At 73.9% G+C, this 18051-nt stretch carries 14 protein-coding genes; 12 read left to right on the top strand and 2 right to left on the bottom strand.

Going from position 1 to position 18051, the window contains the following annotated elements; genetic code table 11:
* Positions 1-5: 5 nt before the first annotated feature.
* A complete protein-coding gene (locus OZ948_13740) occupies positions 6-2063 on the bottom strand; it encodes a (Fe-S)-binding protein (GenBank protein MEB2345789.1) in 2058 nt (685 codons plus the stop codon).
* Positions 2064-2135: 72 nt separating this feature from the next.
* Between OZ948_13740 and OZ948_13735 the strand changes: the two genes are divergently transcribed.
* The 9 genes from OZ948_13735 to OZ948_13695 all read left to right on the top strand — a co-directional run bounded on the left by OZ948_13735 (position 2136) and on the right by OZ948_13695 (position 13236).
* Complete coding sequence (locus tag OZ948_13735) at positions 2136-3236, top strand: XdhC family protein (protein MEB2345788.1); 1101 nt, start codon at positions 2136-2138, stop codon at positions 3234-3236.
* Positions 3226-3870 carry a nucleotidyltransferase family protein gene (locus tag OZ948_13730; GenBank protein MEB2345787.1) on the top strand — a complete coding sequence of 215 codons (645 nt, stop codon included), beginning with the start codon at positions 3226-3228 and terminating at the stop codon, positions 3868-3870. Before OZ948_13735 ends, OZ948_13730 begins: the two co-directional genes overlap by 11 nt.
* Positions 3871-3890: 20 nt before the next feature.
* Positions 3891-4487 (top strand): SRPBCC family protein, encoded by a 597-nt coding sequence (locus OZ948_13725; protein ID MEB2345786.1) that lies wholly within the window; start codon positions 3891-3893, stop codon positions 4485-4487.
* A gap of 113 nt (positions 4488-4600) precedes the next feature.
* A complete protein-coding gene (locus OZ948_13720) occupies positions 4601-6739 on the top strand; it encodes a hydantoinase/oxoprolinase family protein (GenBank protein MEB2345785.1) in 2139 nt (712 codons plus the stop codon).
* The gene (locus tag OZ948_13715) at positions 6736-8931 is read left to right on the top strand and encodes a hydantoinase B/oxoprolinase family protein (GenBank protein MEB2345784.1); all 2196 of its coding nucleotides are present in this window, start codon (positions 6736-6738) and stop codon (positions 8929-8931) included. Before OZ948_13720 ends, OZ948_13715 begins: the two co-directional genes overlap by 4 nt.
* Positions 8932-8954: 23 nt before the next feature.
* Positions 8955-9527: an acetone carboxylase subunit gamma gene (locus OZ948_13710; GenBank protein ID MEB2345783.1), complete on the top strand. Its 573-nt coding sequence runs from the start codon at positions 8955-8957 to the stop codon at positions 9525-9527.
* Positions 9527-10732, top strand: a complete 1206-nt coding sequence (locus OZ948_13705; GenBank protein ID MEB2345782.1) for a CoA transferase — start codon at positions 9527-9529, stop codon at positions 10730-10732. Before OZ948_13710 ends, OZ948_13705 begins: the two co-directional genes overlap by 1 nt.
* 20 nt (positions 10733-10752) lie before the next feature.
* Positions 10753-11961, top strand: a complete 1209-nt coding sequence (locus OZ948_13700) for a CoA transferase (GenBank protein MEB2345781.1) — start codon at positions 10753-10755, stop codon at positions 11959-11961.
* 9 nt (positions 11962-11970) lie between these two features.
* A complete protein-coding gene (locus tag OZ948_13695) occupies positions 11971-13236 on the top strand; it encodes a CoA transferase (protein ID MEB2345780.1) in 1266 nt (421 codons plus the stop codon).
* 7 nt (positions 13237-13243) lie between these two features.
* Here OZ948_13695 and OZ948_13690 read toward each other — a convergent pair whose 3' ends face one another.
* Entirely contained in the window at positions 13244-14131 is an 888-nt protein-coding gene (locus tag OZ948_13690) for an enoyl-CoA hydratase-related protein (GenBank protein MEB2345779.1), read from the bottom strand.
* A 112-nt stretch (positions 14132-14243) separates the two neighbouring features.
* Between OZ948_13690 and OZ948_13685 the strand changes: the two genes are divergently transcribed.
* From OZ948_13685 to OZ948_13675, 3 genes are read left to right on the top strand one after another with little or no spacing between them, the layout of a single operon-like run.
* Positions 14244-15128 carry an FAD binding domain-containing protein gene (locus OZ948_13685; GenBank protein MEB2345778.1) on the top strand — a complete coding sequence of 295 codons (885 nt, stop codon included), beginning with the start codon at positions 14244-14246 and terminating at the stop codon, positions 15126-15128.
* Positions 15121-15615, top strand: a complete 495-nt coding sequence (locus OZ948_13680; protein MEB2345777.1) for a (2Fe-2S)-binding protein — start codon at positions 15121-15123, stop codon at positions 15613-15615. Before OZ948_13685 ends, OZ948_13680 begins: the two co-directional genes overlap by 8 nt.
* Before the next feature lies 1 nt (position 15616).
* Positions 15617-18049, top strand: a complete 2433-nt coding sequence (locus OZ948_13675; protein MEB2345776.1) for a xanthine dehydrogenase family protein molybdopterin-binding subunit — start codon at positions 15617-15619, stop codon at positions 18047-18049.
* Positions 18050-18051 lie beyond the last annotated feature (2 nt).

Raw genomic sequence — 18051 nt, 5'->3', positions numbered from 1 at the left:
GCCGCTCATCCCTCGAGCGCCTCCGCCACGAGCTCGGCCAGGTCCGCGGTGCGGACGCGCCGCTCGGGATCGAGGGTGTTGCGCGCATCCTCGAGCATCTGCAGGCAGAACGGGCAGCCGAGCGCCAGGGTCTCCGCGCCCGAGGCCTGCACCTCGGCGAAGCGCAGGTGGCTCGGCCGGCGCGGCGCCGGACTGGCCATCCAGGCGTGCCCGCCGCCGGCGCCGCAGCACAGCGAGCGCTCGCGGCTGCGCGCCAGCTCCACCGGCGCCCCCTCCTCCGCGACGGCGTCGAGGACGGCACGCGGCGCGTCGAACACGCCGTTGTGTCGACCGAGGTAGCACGGGTCGTGGAAGGCGACGCTGCCGATCCGCCGGCGCAGCGGGAGCCGGCCCTGCGCGATCAGCTCCGCGATCAGCTCCGTGTGGTGGCGCACCTCGAAGCGGGCACCGAAGGCCGGGTACTCGTTGCGGAACGCGTGGAGGCAGTGCGGGCAGGACGCGACCACCCGCTCGACGCCGTGGCGCACGAAGGCCTCGAGGTTGGACCGGACGCAGGACTGGAAGGTGAGTTCGTCCCCGACGCGGCGCGCGGGGTCACCGGTGCAGCGCTCCTCCGATCCGAGCACCGTGAAGTCGACGCCGGCCGCCTGCAGCACCCGGACCAGGGCGCGCGTCACCTGCACGTTGCGGTCGACGAGCGCGCCCGTGCAGCCCACCCAGAGCAGCCACTCGGCGCGCTCGCCACGGCGCAGGAGCTTCACGTCGAGGCCCTGGAGCCAGGCTTCCCGGTCGAGCGAGCTGCCACGCCAGGGATGGCCGCGGTCCTCGAGGCTGCGCAGCATCTGCTGGGCCTCGTCCCCGAGCCGCGACTCCGTCATCACGAGGTGGCGGCGCATGTCGACGATCTTCGGCACGTGCTCGATGTGGACCGGGCACGCCTGCTGGCAGGCGCCGCAGGTGCGGCAGTCCCAGAGCTCCGCGTCGAGCACCGCCGGCGCGGCGGCCCCGGGTGCGCCGTCGCCCACGAGCGGGGGCAGCTCCAGCGCCCCGGCGTCGTCGCCGCGGCTGCGGGCGGCCAGCAGCGAGGGGCCCACGGCGTCGCGGTGCTGCTTCAGGTCGAGGATCAGCTTGCGCGGGCTCAACACGCTGCCCGACAGGCTCGCCGGACACACCGCCTCGCAGCGCCCGCACTGGGTGCAGGCGTCGAGATCCGCCAGATCCTTCCACGAGAAGCCGTCCACCCGGCCGACCCCGAGCGTCGCCAGCGCGTCGGGATCGCGCTCGAGCGTCGCCTCGATGTCGGGATGGGCGAGCGTGCCGCTCGAGCCGAGGTTGCGCAGGAAGACGTTGAGCGGCCCGTAGACGAGGTGGTCGAGCTTGGAGTGGCCGATCCAGCCGAGGAACACGAAGGCGCTCGCCGCGTGCAGCCACCAGCCCGCGCGGTGCAGCGCGCGAAGCGTCCCGGGATGCAGGCCCGCGAGCGCGTGCGCCGCGAGCCAGCCCCCGGGCGACCAGTACGCCAGCGGCTGGCCGAGCTCGGTCACCGCGATGCGGGCCCCCTCGATGAGGAAGCCCTGCACGTAGAGGACGAAGAGGAAGCCGAGCGCGAGCCAGTCGCCGCGGCGGGTGGGCAGGTGCGCCGGGCGCGTGACGGCGCGGCGCCACGCGAAGACGCCGAGCGCCACGAGGCCCACGAGGCCGGCGCTGTCGCTCACGAGCGAATAGCCGAGATAGAACGGGCCCGCGAGCAGGTGCCAGCCGCTCCACTCCTGGACGGCGATCAGGAGCGACGCCACGAAGAGCAGCACGAACGACACCGAGAGCGTGAAGTGCGCGCCGCCCGGGATGCGCACCCCGCGCAGCCGCCGCTGCGCGACGGCGTCGACCGCGACGCCGCGCAGCCGCTCCCACAGGCGATCCCACCGCGCCGCCGGAGCGCCGAGCCGCCACCGCTGCACGTGCCGCAGCACCCCGAGCACGAGCGCGACGCCCGCGAGGGCGGCCAGCAGGTAGATCCAGCCCCCGCCCTCGATGTTCCAGTAGATCTCGCGCGTCGCCGTCATGGGACGCCAGTTTGCCGTCGCTGGCGCGCGATGCTACCCCGAGTGCCCGATCCCGTGACCCGCGAGGCGACGATGCCCTCCAGCCGAGCGCCCGTGCGCGAGCTCCTGCGCGAGATCGGGCGCTGGCAGAGCGAGGGCGAGGAGGTGGCCCTCGCGACGCTCGTTCGCGTCGACGGCTCGGCGCCGAGCGGGCCGGGCGCGCGTCTGGCCTGCACGCGCGGCGGCCGCATGGCGGGCTCGGTCGGCCCCGGCTGCGTCGAGAGCGACGTCTTCCTGCGCGCCCTCGAGGTGCTCGGGGAGGGGGCGCCGGCGCGCGCGCGCTATGGCATCGCCGACGAGACGGCGCTCGAGATCGGCCTGTCCTGCGGCGGCTCGATCGAGCTCCTGATCGAGCCCTTCGCGGCGGACGAGGCGTGGCGTGCCCTCGTGCGGGCGGTCGAGGCCGAGCGGCCCGTCGCGCTCGCGACCGCGCTGTCGCCCGCGGCGCTGCGCGGCCGCCGGCTCGCGGTGGATGCGGAGGGCGGACGGACGGGCTCGATCGACGCGGCGCTCGACGAGCCGGCGCGGGCGGCGGCGCAGGGCCAGCTCGCAGCGGGCGGGACGCGGGTCGTCGAGCTGCCGTGGCGGGACGGCGTCGCGGAGCTCTTCCTCGAGGCCGTCGGGCCACCCGAGCGCCTCTACGTGGTCGGCGCCACGCAGATCGCCGCGGCGCTGTCGCGGATCGCGCCGGCGCTCGGCTTCCAGGTGACGATCATCGACGCGCGGACCGCGCTCGCGACGCGCGAGCGCTTCCCGGAAGCGGCCGCGCTCGTGCACGAATGGCCCGGCGAGGCGCTCGCCGCCGCCCGCCTCGATGCGGGCGCATACGTGGTCGTGCTCACCCACGATCCGAAGTTCGACGTGCCGGCGCTGGTCCACGCGCTGCGCTCGCGGGCGCGCTACGTCGGTGCACTCGGCAGCCGGCGCACGGACGCGCGGCGCCGCGACCTCCTGCGCGAGCAGGGTCTCTCCGACACCGAGCTGGAGCGCCTGCGCGCGCCGATCGGGCTCGACCTCGGCGGCCGCGAGCCCGCCGAGGTGGCACTCGCGATCCTCGCGGAGATCCAGACCGTGCGCTACGGGCACGAGGGCGCCGCCCTCTGCCTCGGCAGTGGACCCATCCATGGCGGCTGAGCACCGGGGCGACGCGTTCGCGAGCGCAGTCGTGCTGGCGGCCGGCGCCTCGGCGCGCATGGGCAGCGCGAAGCAGCTCCTGCCCCTGCACGGCCGGCCGCTGCTCCAGCACGTGCTCGACGCCGCGGCCGCCGCCCGGCTCGACGAGATCGTGCTCGTGCTCGGTCCGCGTGCGGCCGAGATCGGGCCGGCCCTCCGGCTGCCGCACGAGCGCGTCGTGCGCGTGGTCGACGACCCCGCCTGCACGAGCGGGCAGGCGGCCTCGCTGCGCGCCGGCCTGCGCGCGGCCGACCCGCGGGCGGCGGCGGCGGTCGTGCTCCTCGGCGACCAGCCGGGGGTCGGCGCCGGGCTGATCGAGCGCGTGCTGGCGGCCTTCCGGGCCGGCCATGCCCCCGCGGCGCGGCCCGTCTACGGCGCGCCGGGGGGCGCGCGCACGCCTGGCCATCCCGTCGTGCTGGCGCGCCGCCTGTGGCCCGCGCTCGCCGGCCTGCGCGGCGACGAGGGCGCGCGGGCGCTGTTCGCCGCGCACCCGGAGTGGCTGCTCGAGGTGGAGGTCGAAGGCGAGCCGCCCGCCGACCTCGACACGCGCGAGGACTATCGACAAGCGCTACAGAGAGCCGACGCGAGACCCTGAGCGCGGGGAGTGGAACGGACGTGGCGATCGAGATCCAGCAGCGATTCCAGGTGGCGGCCCCCGTCGAGACGGTGTGGCGCCTGCTCCTCGATCCGGCCCAGGTCGTGACCTGCCTGCCCGGGGCGAAGCTCGAGCAGCAGGTGGACGAGCACACCGTGCTCGGCGCGGTCCAGGTGAAGCTCGGCGCGATCACCACGCGCTACCAGGGGCGCGTCCGCTTCGTGGAGGTCGACGAGGCGCAGCACCGCGTTCGCATCGAGGGCGAAGGGCGCGAGACCGGTGGCGGCACGGCCCGCGGCGCGCTCACGAGCCAGCTCGTGGCCCTGCCCGAGGGCGGCACCGAGGTCCTGGCCGACGCCCGCATCGACCTCACGGGGCGCATCCAGCAGATGGGCCGCGGCATGATCCAGGGCGTCGGCGAGCAGCTCTTCCGCGAGTTCGCCGAGCGCGTGCGCCGGCACTGCGAGGTCTCCGGCGCGGGCGTGTCGGCGACCGGCGAGCGGGCGCCCCTTCCGGCCGCGGACGAGCCGCTGGCTCTCCTCCCGCTACTCTGGCGCGCCCTCCGCTCCGCTCTCGGACGCTGGTGGCGCCGCCTGCGGGGCCACCCGGCGGACTGAGTCCGGCGCGGCGGGCCGTGGCGCGGACGGCTCCATGACCGGCATCATAGGAACCAGCCGCGCCGGCTCCCAAGATCCCTGCCCCACCCGACGACCGGAGGCGACGCACACCGATGTCCCGCTATCTCGTCGCCTGCGACGCCGGCGGCACCATGACCGACGTGATCGTCGTCGACGAGCACGGCCGCTCCGTGATCGGCAAGGCGGCCACGACCCCCCACGACGAGAGCCAGGGCTACATGGAGTCCCTCGAGGAGGCCCTCGAGGAGATGGGGCTCGCGATGCCGGGCTTCGGCCGGCAGATCGAGACCGCGATCTACACCGGCACCTCGATGCTCAACACGGTCATCAACATGAACGGCCTGCGCACGGGCCTCCTGGTGACCCGCGGCTTCGAGGACATCATCGCCCAGGGCCGCGGCGCCCAGACGATCATCGGCGCGCAGTGGTCCGAGATCACCCACATGCAGTACCGCCGGCCGCGCATCCCGCTCGTGCCGCGCCGGCTCGCGCGCGGGGTGACCGAGCGCATCGACATGTTCGGCCGGGTCGTGATCCCGCTCTACGAGCACGAGGTGGAGCGGGGCGCGCGCGAGCTGCTCGTCGACGAGCAGTGCGAGGCGCTCGCGATCGTCTTCCTCCAGTCCTTCACCAACGCCGCCCACGAGGACCGCGCCGCGGAGATCGTGCGCCGGGTGATGGCGGAAGCGGGCCGCGAGGTGCCGCTCGAGCTCTCGAGCCGCGTGGCGCCCACGATGCGGGAGATCTCGCGCGCGAACGCGACGGTCATCCAGGCCTACGCCTCCGACCCGGCCCGCAAGCAGCTGTTCCGGATCGAGGAGAAGCTCGCGGGCATCGGCTACGAGCGCAGCCTGAAGACCGTGCTCGGCTACGGCGGCATCACGAACATCCGCTACCCGCGCCTCTTCGAGGCCGCGATGTCGGGGCCGGTCGGCGGGCTCATGGGCGCGCGCTACCTCGGCACCGTGATCGGCGAGGAGAACATCGTCTGCTCGGACGTGGGCGGGACGAGCTTCGACGCCGGCGCCATCACCGCGGGCGTGCTCCCGATCGACCGCGAGCCCGGCTTCCAGGACATGTACGTGAACGTCCCCATGCTCGACATCACCTCGATCGGCGCGGGCACCGGGACCTACATCCGGCTCGATCCCCAGACGCGCCGGATCCGCCTCGGCCCCGACAGCGCGGGCGGCACCCCGGGCCCCGCCTTCCTCGAGGCGGGCAACACGACCCCCACGATCAACGACGCGAACCTGCTGCTCGGCATCCTGAACGAGCGCAACTACCTGGGCGGCAAGCTCCACGTGAACAAGGACGCCGCCTACCAGGCCTTCCGGGAGAAGATCGCCGATCCCCTGGGTCTCGACGTCCACGTGGCCGCCGAGACCTGCCTCGAGCTGCTCAACGTGATGATGCGCGAGCACCTGGTGCGCAACCTCATGGTCGGCCACGACCTGCGCGAGTACGTGCTGCTCGGCTACGGCGGCGGCGGCCCGATGCACCTGCTCGGCTACGCCGGCGACCACCCCTGGAAGGCGGTGATCACGGTGCCGCACGCCGGGGCGTTCTCGGCCTGGGGCGGCGCCTGCATGGACTACGCGCATCGCCGCCACAAGACCGTGTCGGTCGTACTGCCGCCCGGCGGTGACGGCCCGACCCGGCTCGGGATCGTGCGCCCGGTGGCGGCTGCCTGGCGGGAGCTCGAGGCGGAGCTGCTCCGGGAGCTGCTCGCCGAGGGCTTCCGGCGCGACCAGATCGAGCTCCAGCAGGTGGCCTACGCGCGCTACTACGGCCAGCTCGAGGATGTCGAGGTCGCCGCGCCGTCCCCCGCGCTCGACACGCCGGCGGACCTGCAGAAGCTCCTCGACCGCTTCGAGGAGCTCTATGCCCGGATGTTCACGCTGGCGGCGAAGCCGGACCGGGGCACGGTCCAGATCACCGAGGTGTGCGTGATCGCCCGGGTCGACACCGTGAAGCCCCGCCTGCACAAGCACGAGCTCGCGGCGCCGGCGCCGGCGGCGGAGGCCTTCGCGGGCACGCGGCCCGTCTTCCAGCACGGTCGCTGGGCCGACGCCGACATCTGGCGCATGGAGGCGCTCGTGCCGGGCAACCGGATCGAGGGGCTGGCGGTCGTCGAGGCCTCCAACACCACGCTGTTCGTTCCCGCCGAGTGGCGCCTGCGCATCGACGCGCACGACATCTACTGGCTCGAGAGGAAGACCGGGACGTGACGACCGATGGCATCCTTTCGCTGAAGGAACAGCTCGGGCGCAACGACGAGCTCTTCGCCCGGACCGGGCACCTCTTCGGCCTGGAGCGGCTCGCCCGCAAGGAGTCGGACCCGGGCACCTACGAGGCGGTCTGGCAGATCCTCTCGAGCGTGTGCAACACGGCGTGGGTGGCGGGCTGCAAGGTCTCCTCGTCGCCGATCGCGGCCGAGGGCGGCGACGCGCTCTGGGCGCTCCACCTGCCGACCGGCGAGGCGATCTGCATCTCGCGCGGGATCACGGCCCACCCCGGGCTGATCTCGGACATGATCCGCCACTTCATCGAGCTCGGCTACGAGGAGTACCCGGGCTTCCACCAGGGCGACATCTTCGAGAACAACGACCCGCACTACGGCGGCATCCACGCGCCCGACTTCGACATGGCGATGCCGATCTTCTACCAGGACCGCCTCGTCGCCTGGGCCAGCGCCGTGAGCCACGCCAACGACGTCGGATCCGTGACGCCGGGCTCGATCGGGTTCCTGAACCCGGACTGCTACTCCGACGGCGTGTGCATCTCCATGGAGAAGGTGGGCGAGAAGGACCGCTACTTCCCCTGGTACGAGATGCGCATGCGTTCGCGCACGCGCACCCCGGACTGGGTGATGGGCGACGCGCGCGGGCGGCTGGCGGGCTGCCTCATCGTCCGCGAGCGGCTGACCCGCGTGATCGAGAAGTACGGCCTCGACTTCTTCCTGGAGGCGAGCCGGGAGTACGTGGAGGACAGCCGCCGCTACGCGGTGTCGCGGATCCGCACCCAGGCGGTGCCGGGCCGCCTGCGCAAGTCGCAGTTCAAGGACCTGGCCATGAAGGGCAAGCGCGTGCTGCTCCCGAAGCAGGACGTGGACTGCCTGTTCAACCTGCCGATGGAGCTCGAGGTGCGCCCCGACGCGACGATCCGCATCTCGCTGCGCGGCGCCTCCGGGACCGTCCCCTTCGGCGAGAACATCAGCCCGGTCGCGCTCAAGTCCGGGCTCCTGAACGGCTACTCGCACGTGGTCGGCTTCGACATGTTCAACTCGGGCCCGACCGCGGCCTGGCGGATGGAGACGCCCCCCGAAGGCTCGTGGGCGAATCCCTTCCCGAAGGACTTCAGCGCCTCCTCGGGCGTCGCCTGGGCACCCGCCGTGCTGTGGGTGAGCAGTCTCTACGAGGTGATGGGGCGCCTCTACCACGCGCGGGGCTTCGTCGAGGAGATGGCGGCGGGCGCGGCGACGACCATGACCGCCGAGTTCTCCGGGATCAACCAGCAGGGCGTGTACGTGGCGGGGCTCACCCTCGAGCAGGCCTCGAACGGCCAGCCCGCGCGCGGCTTCGCGGACGGCGAGAACAGCGCCTGGTGCATCTACACCGCCAACGCCGACTTCGGCAACGCCGAGATCTCCGAGCTCTTCTACCCGGTCCTGTTCCTCGGCCGCAACATCGAGCCGGACTCGTCCGGCTACGGCCAGCACCGCGGCGGGCTCGGCCATACGGCGGTGTGGCTGGTCCACGGCACCCCCGGCATCGAGTACCAGTGCGGCTGCGCCGGCATCCGCAGCAAGACCATCGCGAACCACGGCATGTTCGGCGCCTACCCGGCGTTCCCCGATCGGCCGGCCTTCGCGCACGAGACGAACCTGAACGAGCGGATCGCGGAACGGCTGCCGCTCGTGCACGAGCGCGGCGACCCGGACGATCCGGACCTCGCCCGGAACATCCGGGCGACCCGCCTCGAGACGGGCGTGATCGCGCCCTTCGTGACGCCCGAGCCGCTCGTCGAGGGCGACCTGATCATCCACCCCGTCGCCGGCGCCCAGTCGATGGGCGACCCCCTCGAGCGCGATCCGGCGGCGGTCGCGGCGGATCTCGACCGGGGCTGGACCCGGCCATGGGTGGCCGAGGACGTCTACGGCGTCGTCGCGAAGCCGGACGGTGTGGAGTGGAAGGTGGACGAGGCCGCCACCCGCGCCCGCCGCGAGCAGATCCGCAGCGAGCGCCGGGCGCGCGCGATCCCCTTCCGGCAGTGGTGGGAGCAGGAGCGCGAGCGGGTGGCCGCCCGGCAGGACATGGACCCCGCGGTCCTCCAGATGTGGCGCAGCTCGATGGCGCTCTCGCCCGACTACGGCGCCGAGCTGCGCGCCTTCTGGGACCTGCCCTCCGACTTCGAGTTCTGATCCGCTCCCAGCGAGGAGGCCCCGTGGCCGAGTTCCACAAGTCGGACGTCGAGAAGCTCCTGGACGGCGTGCTGCCCTGGCCCGCGGTCCAGGACATGATGCGCAGCCCCAAGGACCCCGACCGCTTCGACAAGTACGTGGAGATCCTGCAGAGCCGCGTCCCGTGGCCGGAGCGGATCCTGCTGCCGCTGACGCCCGCGCTCTTCATCGTCGCGAAGGACGGCGCGCGCATCGTCAAGTGCCGCTGCGGGCACGAGTTCGGCGACTACCGCGTGAACTGGAAGCTCGCCGCGCTGATCCACGTGCGCGCGGACGAGGCGAGCCTGCGCGAGGTCTACCGGGGCCGCGAGACGCCCGACCCCGCCTGGATCCAGGTGCGCGAGTACGTGTGCCCGGGCTGCGGCAGCCAGCTCGAGGTCGAGGCGGTGCCGCGCGGCTGTCCGCCGGACTTCGAGTTCCTGCCCGACCTCGACAGCTTCTACCGCGACTGGCTGGGCCGCCCGCTGCCGGACGCGCAGGCCTTCGAGGATCGCACGCTCGAGGTGGTCCGGAGCTGGCGCCGCGACCCCGCGCCCGCCCCACGCCGGAAGGCGTGATGGGCGCAGCCCTCGCGGACGTGGTGGTGGTCGACCTCACCACGGAGTACTGGGGCTCGCTCGGGGCCGCGCTGCTCGCCGACTTCGGCGCTCGCGTGATCCGCGTCGAGGATCTCGGCCGGGGCCGCGTGGCGCCGCGCGCGCCGCGCGCGCTCCATCCCGACGCGCGCTACGACTACGACGCCGATCTCGTGCAGCGCAACAAGCAGGGCCTGGCCCTCGATCTCGACGACCCGAGCGGGCGCGAGCTCCTGCACGCGCTCGTCGCGAAGGCCGACCTGCTCTTCACCGACTGGCCCGCCGACCGGCTCGAGGCGCTCGGGCTCGACCCGGCGGGTGCGACGCGGCTGCGCGCGGACCTGGTCTACACCCGGGGCAGCGGCTTCGGGCCGAAGGGGCCCGACCGCGAGCTCCCGCCGCTCGACGAGCTCGCCGCGGCGCGCACGGGCATGATGCCGATCCTGCCGCAGCCGGGCGAGCCGCCCGTCTACGCGGGCGCCGGTCCACTCTACACGGCAGCGCTGCTCGCCCTCGGCTCGCTCGTGGCGCTCGTCCACCGCCAGCGGACCGGCGAGGGCCAGGAGGTCGACGCCTCGCTCTACTCGGGGAACCTGTACGGGGCGAGCCTCGACCTGCAGGCCTTCCTCGCGATGGGCGGCGACCGGCTGACCCAGCCGGTGGCGCGCACCGACGCCGGGAACCCGATGAGCGGCGTCCTCTACCCGGCGAAGGACGGGCGCTGGCTGTGCCTCACGATGCCCGACACCGACCGCTGGTGGCCGGGGCTCGCCGGGGTCATGGGCCTCGCCGTCGACGACCCGCGCTTCGACAGCCACGAGAAGCGCTGCGGCGAGTACCGCCTCGAGCTGATCCGCGTGCTCGAGGAGCGTTTCGCCTGCCACGACGGGGAGCACTGGCGGGCGCGCTTCGTCGAGGCCCGGCTGAGCGCGGACGTGATCGAGGACTTCGAGCACCCCGCGACGGATCCCCAGGCACGCCGCAACCGCTACGTGCTCGAGCTCGAGCGCCCGGGCGCCGGGACGATCCGCACGCTCGGCTTCCCGATCTTCATGAGCGAGACGCCGGCGCGCCTCGATCGCTTCGCGCCCTGCGCGGGGCAGCACTCGGCCGAGATCCTGCACGGACTGCTCGGGCTCGGCGAGGCACGCATCCAGGAGCTCGTGGAGCGCGGCGTCGTCGCCTGACGAGGGGAGGAGTCGGGTTCGTGGGAGCGTTGGACGGCATCCGGGTGATCGACCTCACGGTCTGGTTCCAGGGCCCCGTCGCGGCCCAGTTCCTGGCCGACTTCGGGGCCGAGGTGATCAAGGTCGAGCGGCCCCAGGGCGGCGACCAGGCGCGTGGCGTGCGCAGCATCAAGGCCGTGCCGGTGGGCGACTGGAACCAGTACTTCCTCGTCATCAACCGCAACAAGAAGAGCCTCGCCGTCGACCTGAAGAAGCCGGCCGGGCGCGCGGTCCTCGACCGGCTGGTGGAACGCTCCGACGTGTTCCTCTCGAACCTGGGTCCGGAGCTGCTCGCGAGCTGGGACCTCGGCTACGAGCGGCTGCGGGCGCTCAACCCGAAGCTCGTCTACGCCACCAACACCGGCTACGGCGCGTTTGGCCAGGTCGACCGGCCGTCCTTCGACATGACGGTGCAGGCGCTGACGGGGCTGATGGCGCGGCTCGGCGAGCCGGGCCAGCCGCCGATCTACCTCGGCATGGGCTCGGGCGACGCCTACGGCGGGCTGCTCTCCGCGCTCGGGATCCTGCTCGCCCTCTACCACCGCAACCGGACCGGACAGGGGCAGATGCTCGACGCGTCGCTCTACGGCGCGCAGCTCTTCCTGACCGCGCCGACGCTCCAGGCCTACCTCGCCACGGGACGCCGCGAGTTCGCGCAGCAGCGCTCGCGCGAGGAGCCGGAGAACCCGACCTGGAACCGCTATCGCGCGCGCGACGGCTGGCTCTTCCTGTGCGTCCCGAACCAGGACGAGGCCTTCGCGAAGCTGTGCCGGACGCTCGGGGACGACGCCCTCGGCGCGGATCCGCGCTTCGCCGGCGCGGACGGGCGGCGCACCCACGCCCGTGCTCTCGTCGCGCGCCTCGACGCGACCGTGGCGGGACGCAGCGTGGCGGAGTGGATGGAGCGCTGGCGGAGCGCCGGCATCGCGGCGAGCCCGATCGGCACGCTCGCGGACGCGGCGCGCGACCCGCAGGCCTGGGAGAACGACTACCTGCTCGAGACCCACTGCCACGAGGTCGACCGCCAGGTCGCGATCCGCGGCTTCCCGATCGGGCTCAGCCGGACACCGGGACGTGTCGAATCGCTCGGTCCCGAGCTCGGGCAGGACACCGAGCTCCTGCTCGCCGACACCCTCGGCTACAGCTGGGAGGAGATCGGCGAGCTCAAGGCGCAGGGCGCCATTCCCTGAGGTCCATGCGTGGCCCGCCCGTCCCACGAAGCCGCTCCGGGGCCGCTCGCCGGCATCCGCGTCCTCGAGTTCGCGACCATGCTCGCGGGGCCCTACGGCGCCACGCTGCTCGGCGACCTCGGCGCCGACGTCGTCAAGGTGGAGCCCCCCGGCGGCGACGAGAGCCGCCGCCTCGGCCCGCGCTGCGGCCGGGAGCGGACCGCCTTCCTGAGCCTGAACCGCAACAAGCGCTCGCTCGTGCTCGACCTGCGCGAGGCGGCGGCCCGCGCCGTCTTCGCGCGCCTCGTGGCGACCGCCGACATCGCGATCACGAACGTCCGCGAGCCCGCGCTCTCGGGCCTGGGCCTCGCCTACGAGCAGCTCCGCGCGCACCGGCCCGACCTGATCTGGATCGGTGTCACCGCCTTCGGCCCCGACGGCCCCTATGCCGGGCGGCCCGGGATCGACTTCCTCGCCCAGGGCTATTCGGGCCTGCTCGCCATGAACGGCGAGCCCGGCCGCCCGCCCGTGCGCGTGCTCGTCCCGCTCGTCGACGTGATGACCTCCCAGCACGTGTGCAGCGCTGCCCTCGCGGCGCTGCTCGTGCGCGAGCGCACGGGGCGGGGCCAGCGCATCGACGTCTCGCTGCTCGACGCGGCCGTACACGCCCACGCGAGCAACCTCGGCAGCCTGCTCAACGCCGGCGAGCCGCCGCCCAGGACCGGCAACCGCAGCCAGTACTTCGCCCCTTCGGGCGTCTTCCCGACCGCCGACGGGAAGAGCGTCGTGATCACCTGTCCCTCGGACAAGTTCTTCCGCCGCCTGTGCGCCGCCCTCGACCTCGAGCTCGCCGACGACCCGCGCTTCGCGCACGTCGAGGCGCGTCAGGCGAACCAGGAGGAGCTCGAGCGGCGGCTCGCCGAGCGGACCGCCGCGCTCCCGCGCGAGGCGCTCGTCGAGCGGCTCGTGGCGGCCGACGTGCCGAGCGCGCCGATCCAGGAGGTGCCCGAGGTCGTCGCCGACCCCCAGGTGCTGCACAACGGCATGATCGTCGAGCTGCCGCACCCTGCGCTCGGCTCCGTGCGCGTGACCGGCGTCCCGATCAAGCTCCGCGAGACGCCGGGTAGCGTGCGGCGCCACCCGCCGGGGCTCGGCGAGCACACCGAGGAGGTCCTCGCGGAGCTCGGCCTCCCCGCGCAGGAGATCGCCGGCCTCGTCGCCTCGGGCGCCGCCGCGACGCTCGCGCCGGCCGGGGCGCCACGCCCGGCGCGCACGCCGGCCGGGCCCGCGCGCTGACGCGCGCCTACTTGCGCTCCGATTCCTTCTCGTATGCCTCGACGAGGGTGCGGCGCAGCCGCGCTTCGCGTTCGCGCAGGCTCCAGAAGCGCGGGCGACGCTTTTCCGTGAAGGCCGCCCCGCCCTCGCGCCCTTCGGGCAGGTCGAACCAGTTCGGGTAGAGCTGGCTCGAGATCACGCCGAGCTCCGCGTAGCCGTCCATCTCCTGGTCGAAGGCGGCCTTCAGGATCTCGAGGCAGCCGGGGCTCACGGCAAGCAGCTCTTCGCACCAGCGGTCCACCGCCGCGTCGAGCTCGGCGCGCGGCACCACCTCGTTCACGAGGCCCATCGCGAGTGCCTGCTCGGCGCTGTAGCGCCGGCACAGCATCCACATCTCGCGCGCCTTCTTGGCGCCGACCACCTTGGTCAGGTACGGGACGAAGAACCCGTCGGCCGGGCTCGACACGCGCGGGCCGGCCTGACCGAAGCGCGCGTCGTCCGCCGCGATCGTGAAGTCGCAGCAGTAGGCCATGTGGTTGTGCCCGCCCAGGCAGTAGCCGTGCACGGCCGCGATCACCGGCTTGCGCGAGATGCGGATCAGGCGGTTGTGCGGGTAGCGGTGGTAGAAGGCCGCGCGCAGGCCCCACTTCTCCCACTCCACGTCGCCGCCCACCCCGAAGTGCTTGCCCGCCCCCGCCACCACGATGACCCCGATCGTGTCGTCGTGGTTGGCGTCATAGAAGGCGCGGAACATCTCCTCGACCGTCTCGAGCGTCATGGCGTTGAAGCGGTCGGGCTTGTGGAGGGTGACGCGCGCGACCCCGCCGCCGAGCTCGTCGTGGCGCTTCGTCTCGTACACGATCTCGCGGAAATCGAGCCCCTCCCCCTCGTTGCGCTTCCACTCGCTCCACGACATACTGCCCCTCCCGGCGGCGCCCGCGGAGCGCCGCCCTTCCTGAGATCCCCGTCATGGTGCCGCAGTCGCGCGTGGTTGGGATCGGCCGTTCCTCGTGGCGCTCCGGGGATCCATGAAGCCGCCCCCTTTCGAGTATGCTGCACCCGGCACCGTGGAAGAGGCGGTGGCGCTGCTCGCGCGCGGAGAGGGCGAGGCGATGCTCCTGGCCGGAGGCCAGAGCCTCGTGCCGCTGCTCGCCATGCGGCTCGCGCGGCCGGCGCTGCTCGTGGACCTGCGCCGTATCGGAAGTCTCGTCGGGATCCGGGAGGAGGGGCAGACGCTCGTGGTGGGAGCCATGACCTCCAAACGCGAGCTCGAGCGCTCGGAGCTCGTGGCGCGGAGCCAGCCGCTCCTGCGCGCGGCGACGCAGCTCATCGGCCACCCGCCGATCCGCACCCGCGGGACCGTGGGCGGCTCGCTGGCCCAGGCCGACCCCGCCGCCGAGTACCCCGCGCTGGCAGTGCTGCTCGACGCCGAGCTGCGTGCGCTCGGCCCCGCCGGTGCGCGCTCGATCGCCGCGGGCGACTTCTTCCTGGGCCCGCTCACCACCGCGCTCGGACCGGCCGAGGTGCTCGTCGAGGCGCGCTGGCCCGTGCTGGCGCCGCGCACGGGCTGGTCGATCCAGGAGATCGCGCGCCGGCACGGCGACTTCGCGCTGGTCGGGGCCGTGGCGACGCTCGCGCTCGACGCGCGCGGCAGCGTGGAACGGACCCGGCTCGTTTTGTTCGGCGTCCGCGCGACGCCGCTGCGCGCCGAGGCCGCGGAGCGCCTGCTCGCGGGCCAGCGCCCCGACGCCGAGGCCCTCGGGCGGGCCGCGCGCGCGGCGGCCGAGGCCATCGAGGAGCCGCTCGAGGACGTCCACGCCTCCGCGGACTACCGGCGCCACCTGGCGGGCGTCGTGGCGGCGCGTGCGCTGGCCGAAGCGGCCGCGCGGGCGGGCGAGGTGGCGCGTGCCTGAGCCGGTGGCGATCCGCGTCGTCGTGAACGGCTCCGCCCGCGAGGAGCGCGTCGAGCCGCGCACCACGCTGGCCGACTTCCTGCGCCACACGCTGGGTCTCACCGGCACCCACGTCGGCTGCGAGCACGGCGTCTGTGGCGCGTGCAACGTGCTGCTCGACGGCCGCGCCGTGCGCTCCTGCCTGATGCTCGCCGTGCAGGCCGACGGGGCGCAGGTCACCACCGTCGAGGCGCTCGCGCGCGACGGCGAGCTGCACCCGATCCAGGAGGCCTTCCGGGAGGCGCGCGGCCTCCAGTGCGGCTTCTGCACGCCGGGCATGCTGCTCACCATCCACGAGCTCCTGGCCGACGACCCCGAGCCGAGCGACGAGGCGATCCGCGAGGCCCTCGGCGGGCAGATCTGCCGCTGCACCGGCTACCAGGCGATCCTCGAGGCGGTCCGGCTGGCGGCGGCGAAGCTGCGCGCGGCCGGGGCCGCGGGGGGCTGAGGTGGCGGCCGACATCCCGAAGCGGATCGAGGACCTGCCCGCGAGCGAGCCCCGCTTCATCGGGCGCTCGGTGCCGCGCGTCGAGGATCCCCTGCTGCTCAGCGGCCGCGCGCGCTTCGTGGACGACCTCTCGTTCCCGGGCATGCTGCACTGCGCGATCCTGCGCAGCCCCTACCCGCACGCCCGGATCGCCTCGCTCGACGCGAGCGCGGCCCGCGAGCTGCCCGGCGTGGTCGCGGTCGTGGACGGCACGGACGCCGGGCGCTGGACCCAGCCCGGCCCGAGCGCGCCCGAGGGCTGGGGCGCGCCCTGCCTGGCGATCGGCACGGTGCGCTTCGTGGGCGAGCCGGTCGCGGCGGTGGCGGCCACGAGCCGCGCCCTCGCCGAGGACGCGCTCGAGCGGATCGTCGTGGACTACGAGCCGCTGCCGGCCGCCGTGGACCCCTTCGAGGCGATGCAACCCGGCGCCGCCCTGCTCTTCCCGGAGCAGGGCAGCAACGTCGTGCTGCAGCGCACCTTCACCTGGGGCGACGTCGAGGCGGCCTTCGCGGGGGCCGACCGGGTGTACCGCGAGCGCTTCCGCTGGCATCGCCTCGGGGCGAACCCGCTCGAGACCTTCGGCGTCGTCGCCCAGTGGGACCCGGTCGAGGGCAGCCTCACCTGCCACGGCAGCTTCCAGAGCCCGTCGCACATGGCGCTCGGCCGCTCGCTGGTCCACGGCCTGCCCTCGAACCGGGTGCGGATCGTCGCGCAGCCGCACGGCGGGAGCTTCGGGGGCAAGGGCGGCGCGCGCGGCACCGACATCGCGACGCTGCTCTCCCGCAAGGCGGGCGGGGCGCCGGTCAAGTGGATCGAGGACCGCACGGAGTACCTGATCGCCGGGGGCGGCCAGGCCTGGGACCGACACTACGACGCGTCGATCGCCGTCCGCAGTGACGGCCTCGTGACCGGCCTGCGCGTCGAGCTCGTGGAGGACATCGGCGCCACCGGCGAGAACTTCGGCGCGCTCTCGGCCGCCAAGCCGCTCGCGAGCTTCACCGGCTGCTACGCGATCCCGGTGGCGGAGTACCGGCTCACGCTGGTGGTCACGCACAAGCTCCCGACGAGCCCCTATCGGGGGCTCGGCCCGCCGCCCCACAACCTCGTCCTCGAGCAGATGCTGGACGTGGCGGCGCGCGATCTCGGGATCGACCCGGGCGAGCTGCGCCGCCGCAACTACATCCCGAGCGACCGCTTCCCCTACACGATCGCGAGCGGCAACGAGTACGACAGCGGGGACTACGTCGCGGCCCTCGACCGGGTGCTCGAGCTCTCGGACTACGCGCGGCTGCGCCGCGAGCAGGCGGAGGCGCGCGCCCAGGGCCGGCTCGTCGGGATCGGCCTCGTGAGCACGATCGAGCCCGGGGTCTTCGACTGGAACGCCTACGCGATCGTCGGCGTGGCCGGCACCGGCGTGCCCGAGGGCGCCACGGTGGGTATCGACATGCTCGGGCGCATCGTGGTGCGGGTGGGCTTCGCGCTCGAGGGCCAGGGCCAGTACACGGTGGCGGCGCAGCTGCTCGCCGACTACTTCGGCGTCGAGCCCGGCGACGTGCGCGTGGTGCCGCAGGACACGCTCTCGGCGCCGCCCCACTTCGGCCCGGGCGGGAGCCGGCTCGGCGTGGCGCTGACCGGCGCCGTGCTCGGGGCCGCCGACCGCCTGCGCGAGAAGCTCGTCCGGGTGGCAGCGCACCTGCTCGGGGTGCCCGCCGGACAGGTCGAGCTGCGCGACGGGCGGCTCCTCGTGCCGGGCGTCGCTGGCGCCGAGCTGCCGCTCGCGCAGGTGGCCGGGACGATGCTCGCGCGCTCCGATCTGCTGCCGGCCGGGATCGACCCGCGCCCCGAGGCCACCTACGCCTGGACCGCCTCGGGCCGGACCCCGGCCGACGAGCAGGGCCGCGCCAAGAGCTACCTCACCGCCGCGAACGCCTGCCACTGCGTCCAGCTCGAGATCGACCGCGAGACCGGGCTGGTCACGATCGGCGGGTACTGGATCGTCGACGACTGCGGCACCCGCCTGAACCCCGCCAACGTCGACGGGATGATCCAGGGCGGTGTCGCCCAGGGGATCGGTGCGGCGCTGCTCGAGGAGTACGTGTACGACGAGTCGGGCCAGCCGCTCGTGACCTCGCTGATGGACTACCTGCTGCCCGCCATCCACGACGTGCCCGAGACCGTGAAGGCGGCCCTGGTCACGCCCTCGCCCTTCACGCCGCTCGGGGCCAAGGGCGCCGGCGAGAGCGCGATCCACACCACGCCCGCCGCCGTGCTGTGCGCGATCAACGACGCGCTGGCGCCGCTCGGCGTGCGCGCAACCGAGATTCCCGCGACGCCGCAGCGCCTGTGGCGCCTGCTGCGCGAGCCCCGGACGTCCGGGGCCGGCGGCCCGCTCTAGAG

This window comes from Deltaproteobacteria bacterium (assembly GCA_035063765.1).
Taxonomy (GTDB): domain Bacteria; phylum Myxococcota_A; class UBA9160; order UBA9160; family PR03; genus CAADGG01.
This window is presented reverse-complemented; position numbering and strand designations above follow the sequence as displayed.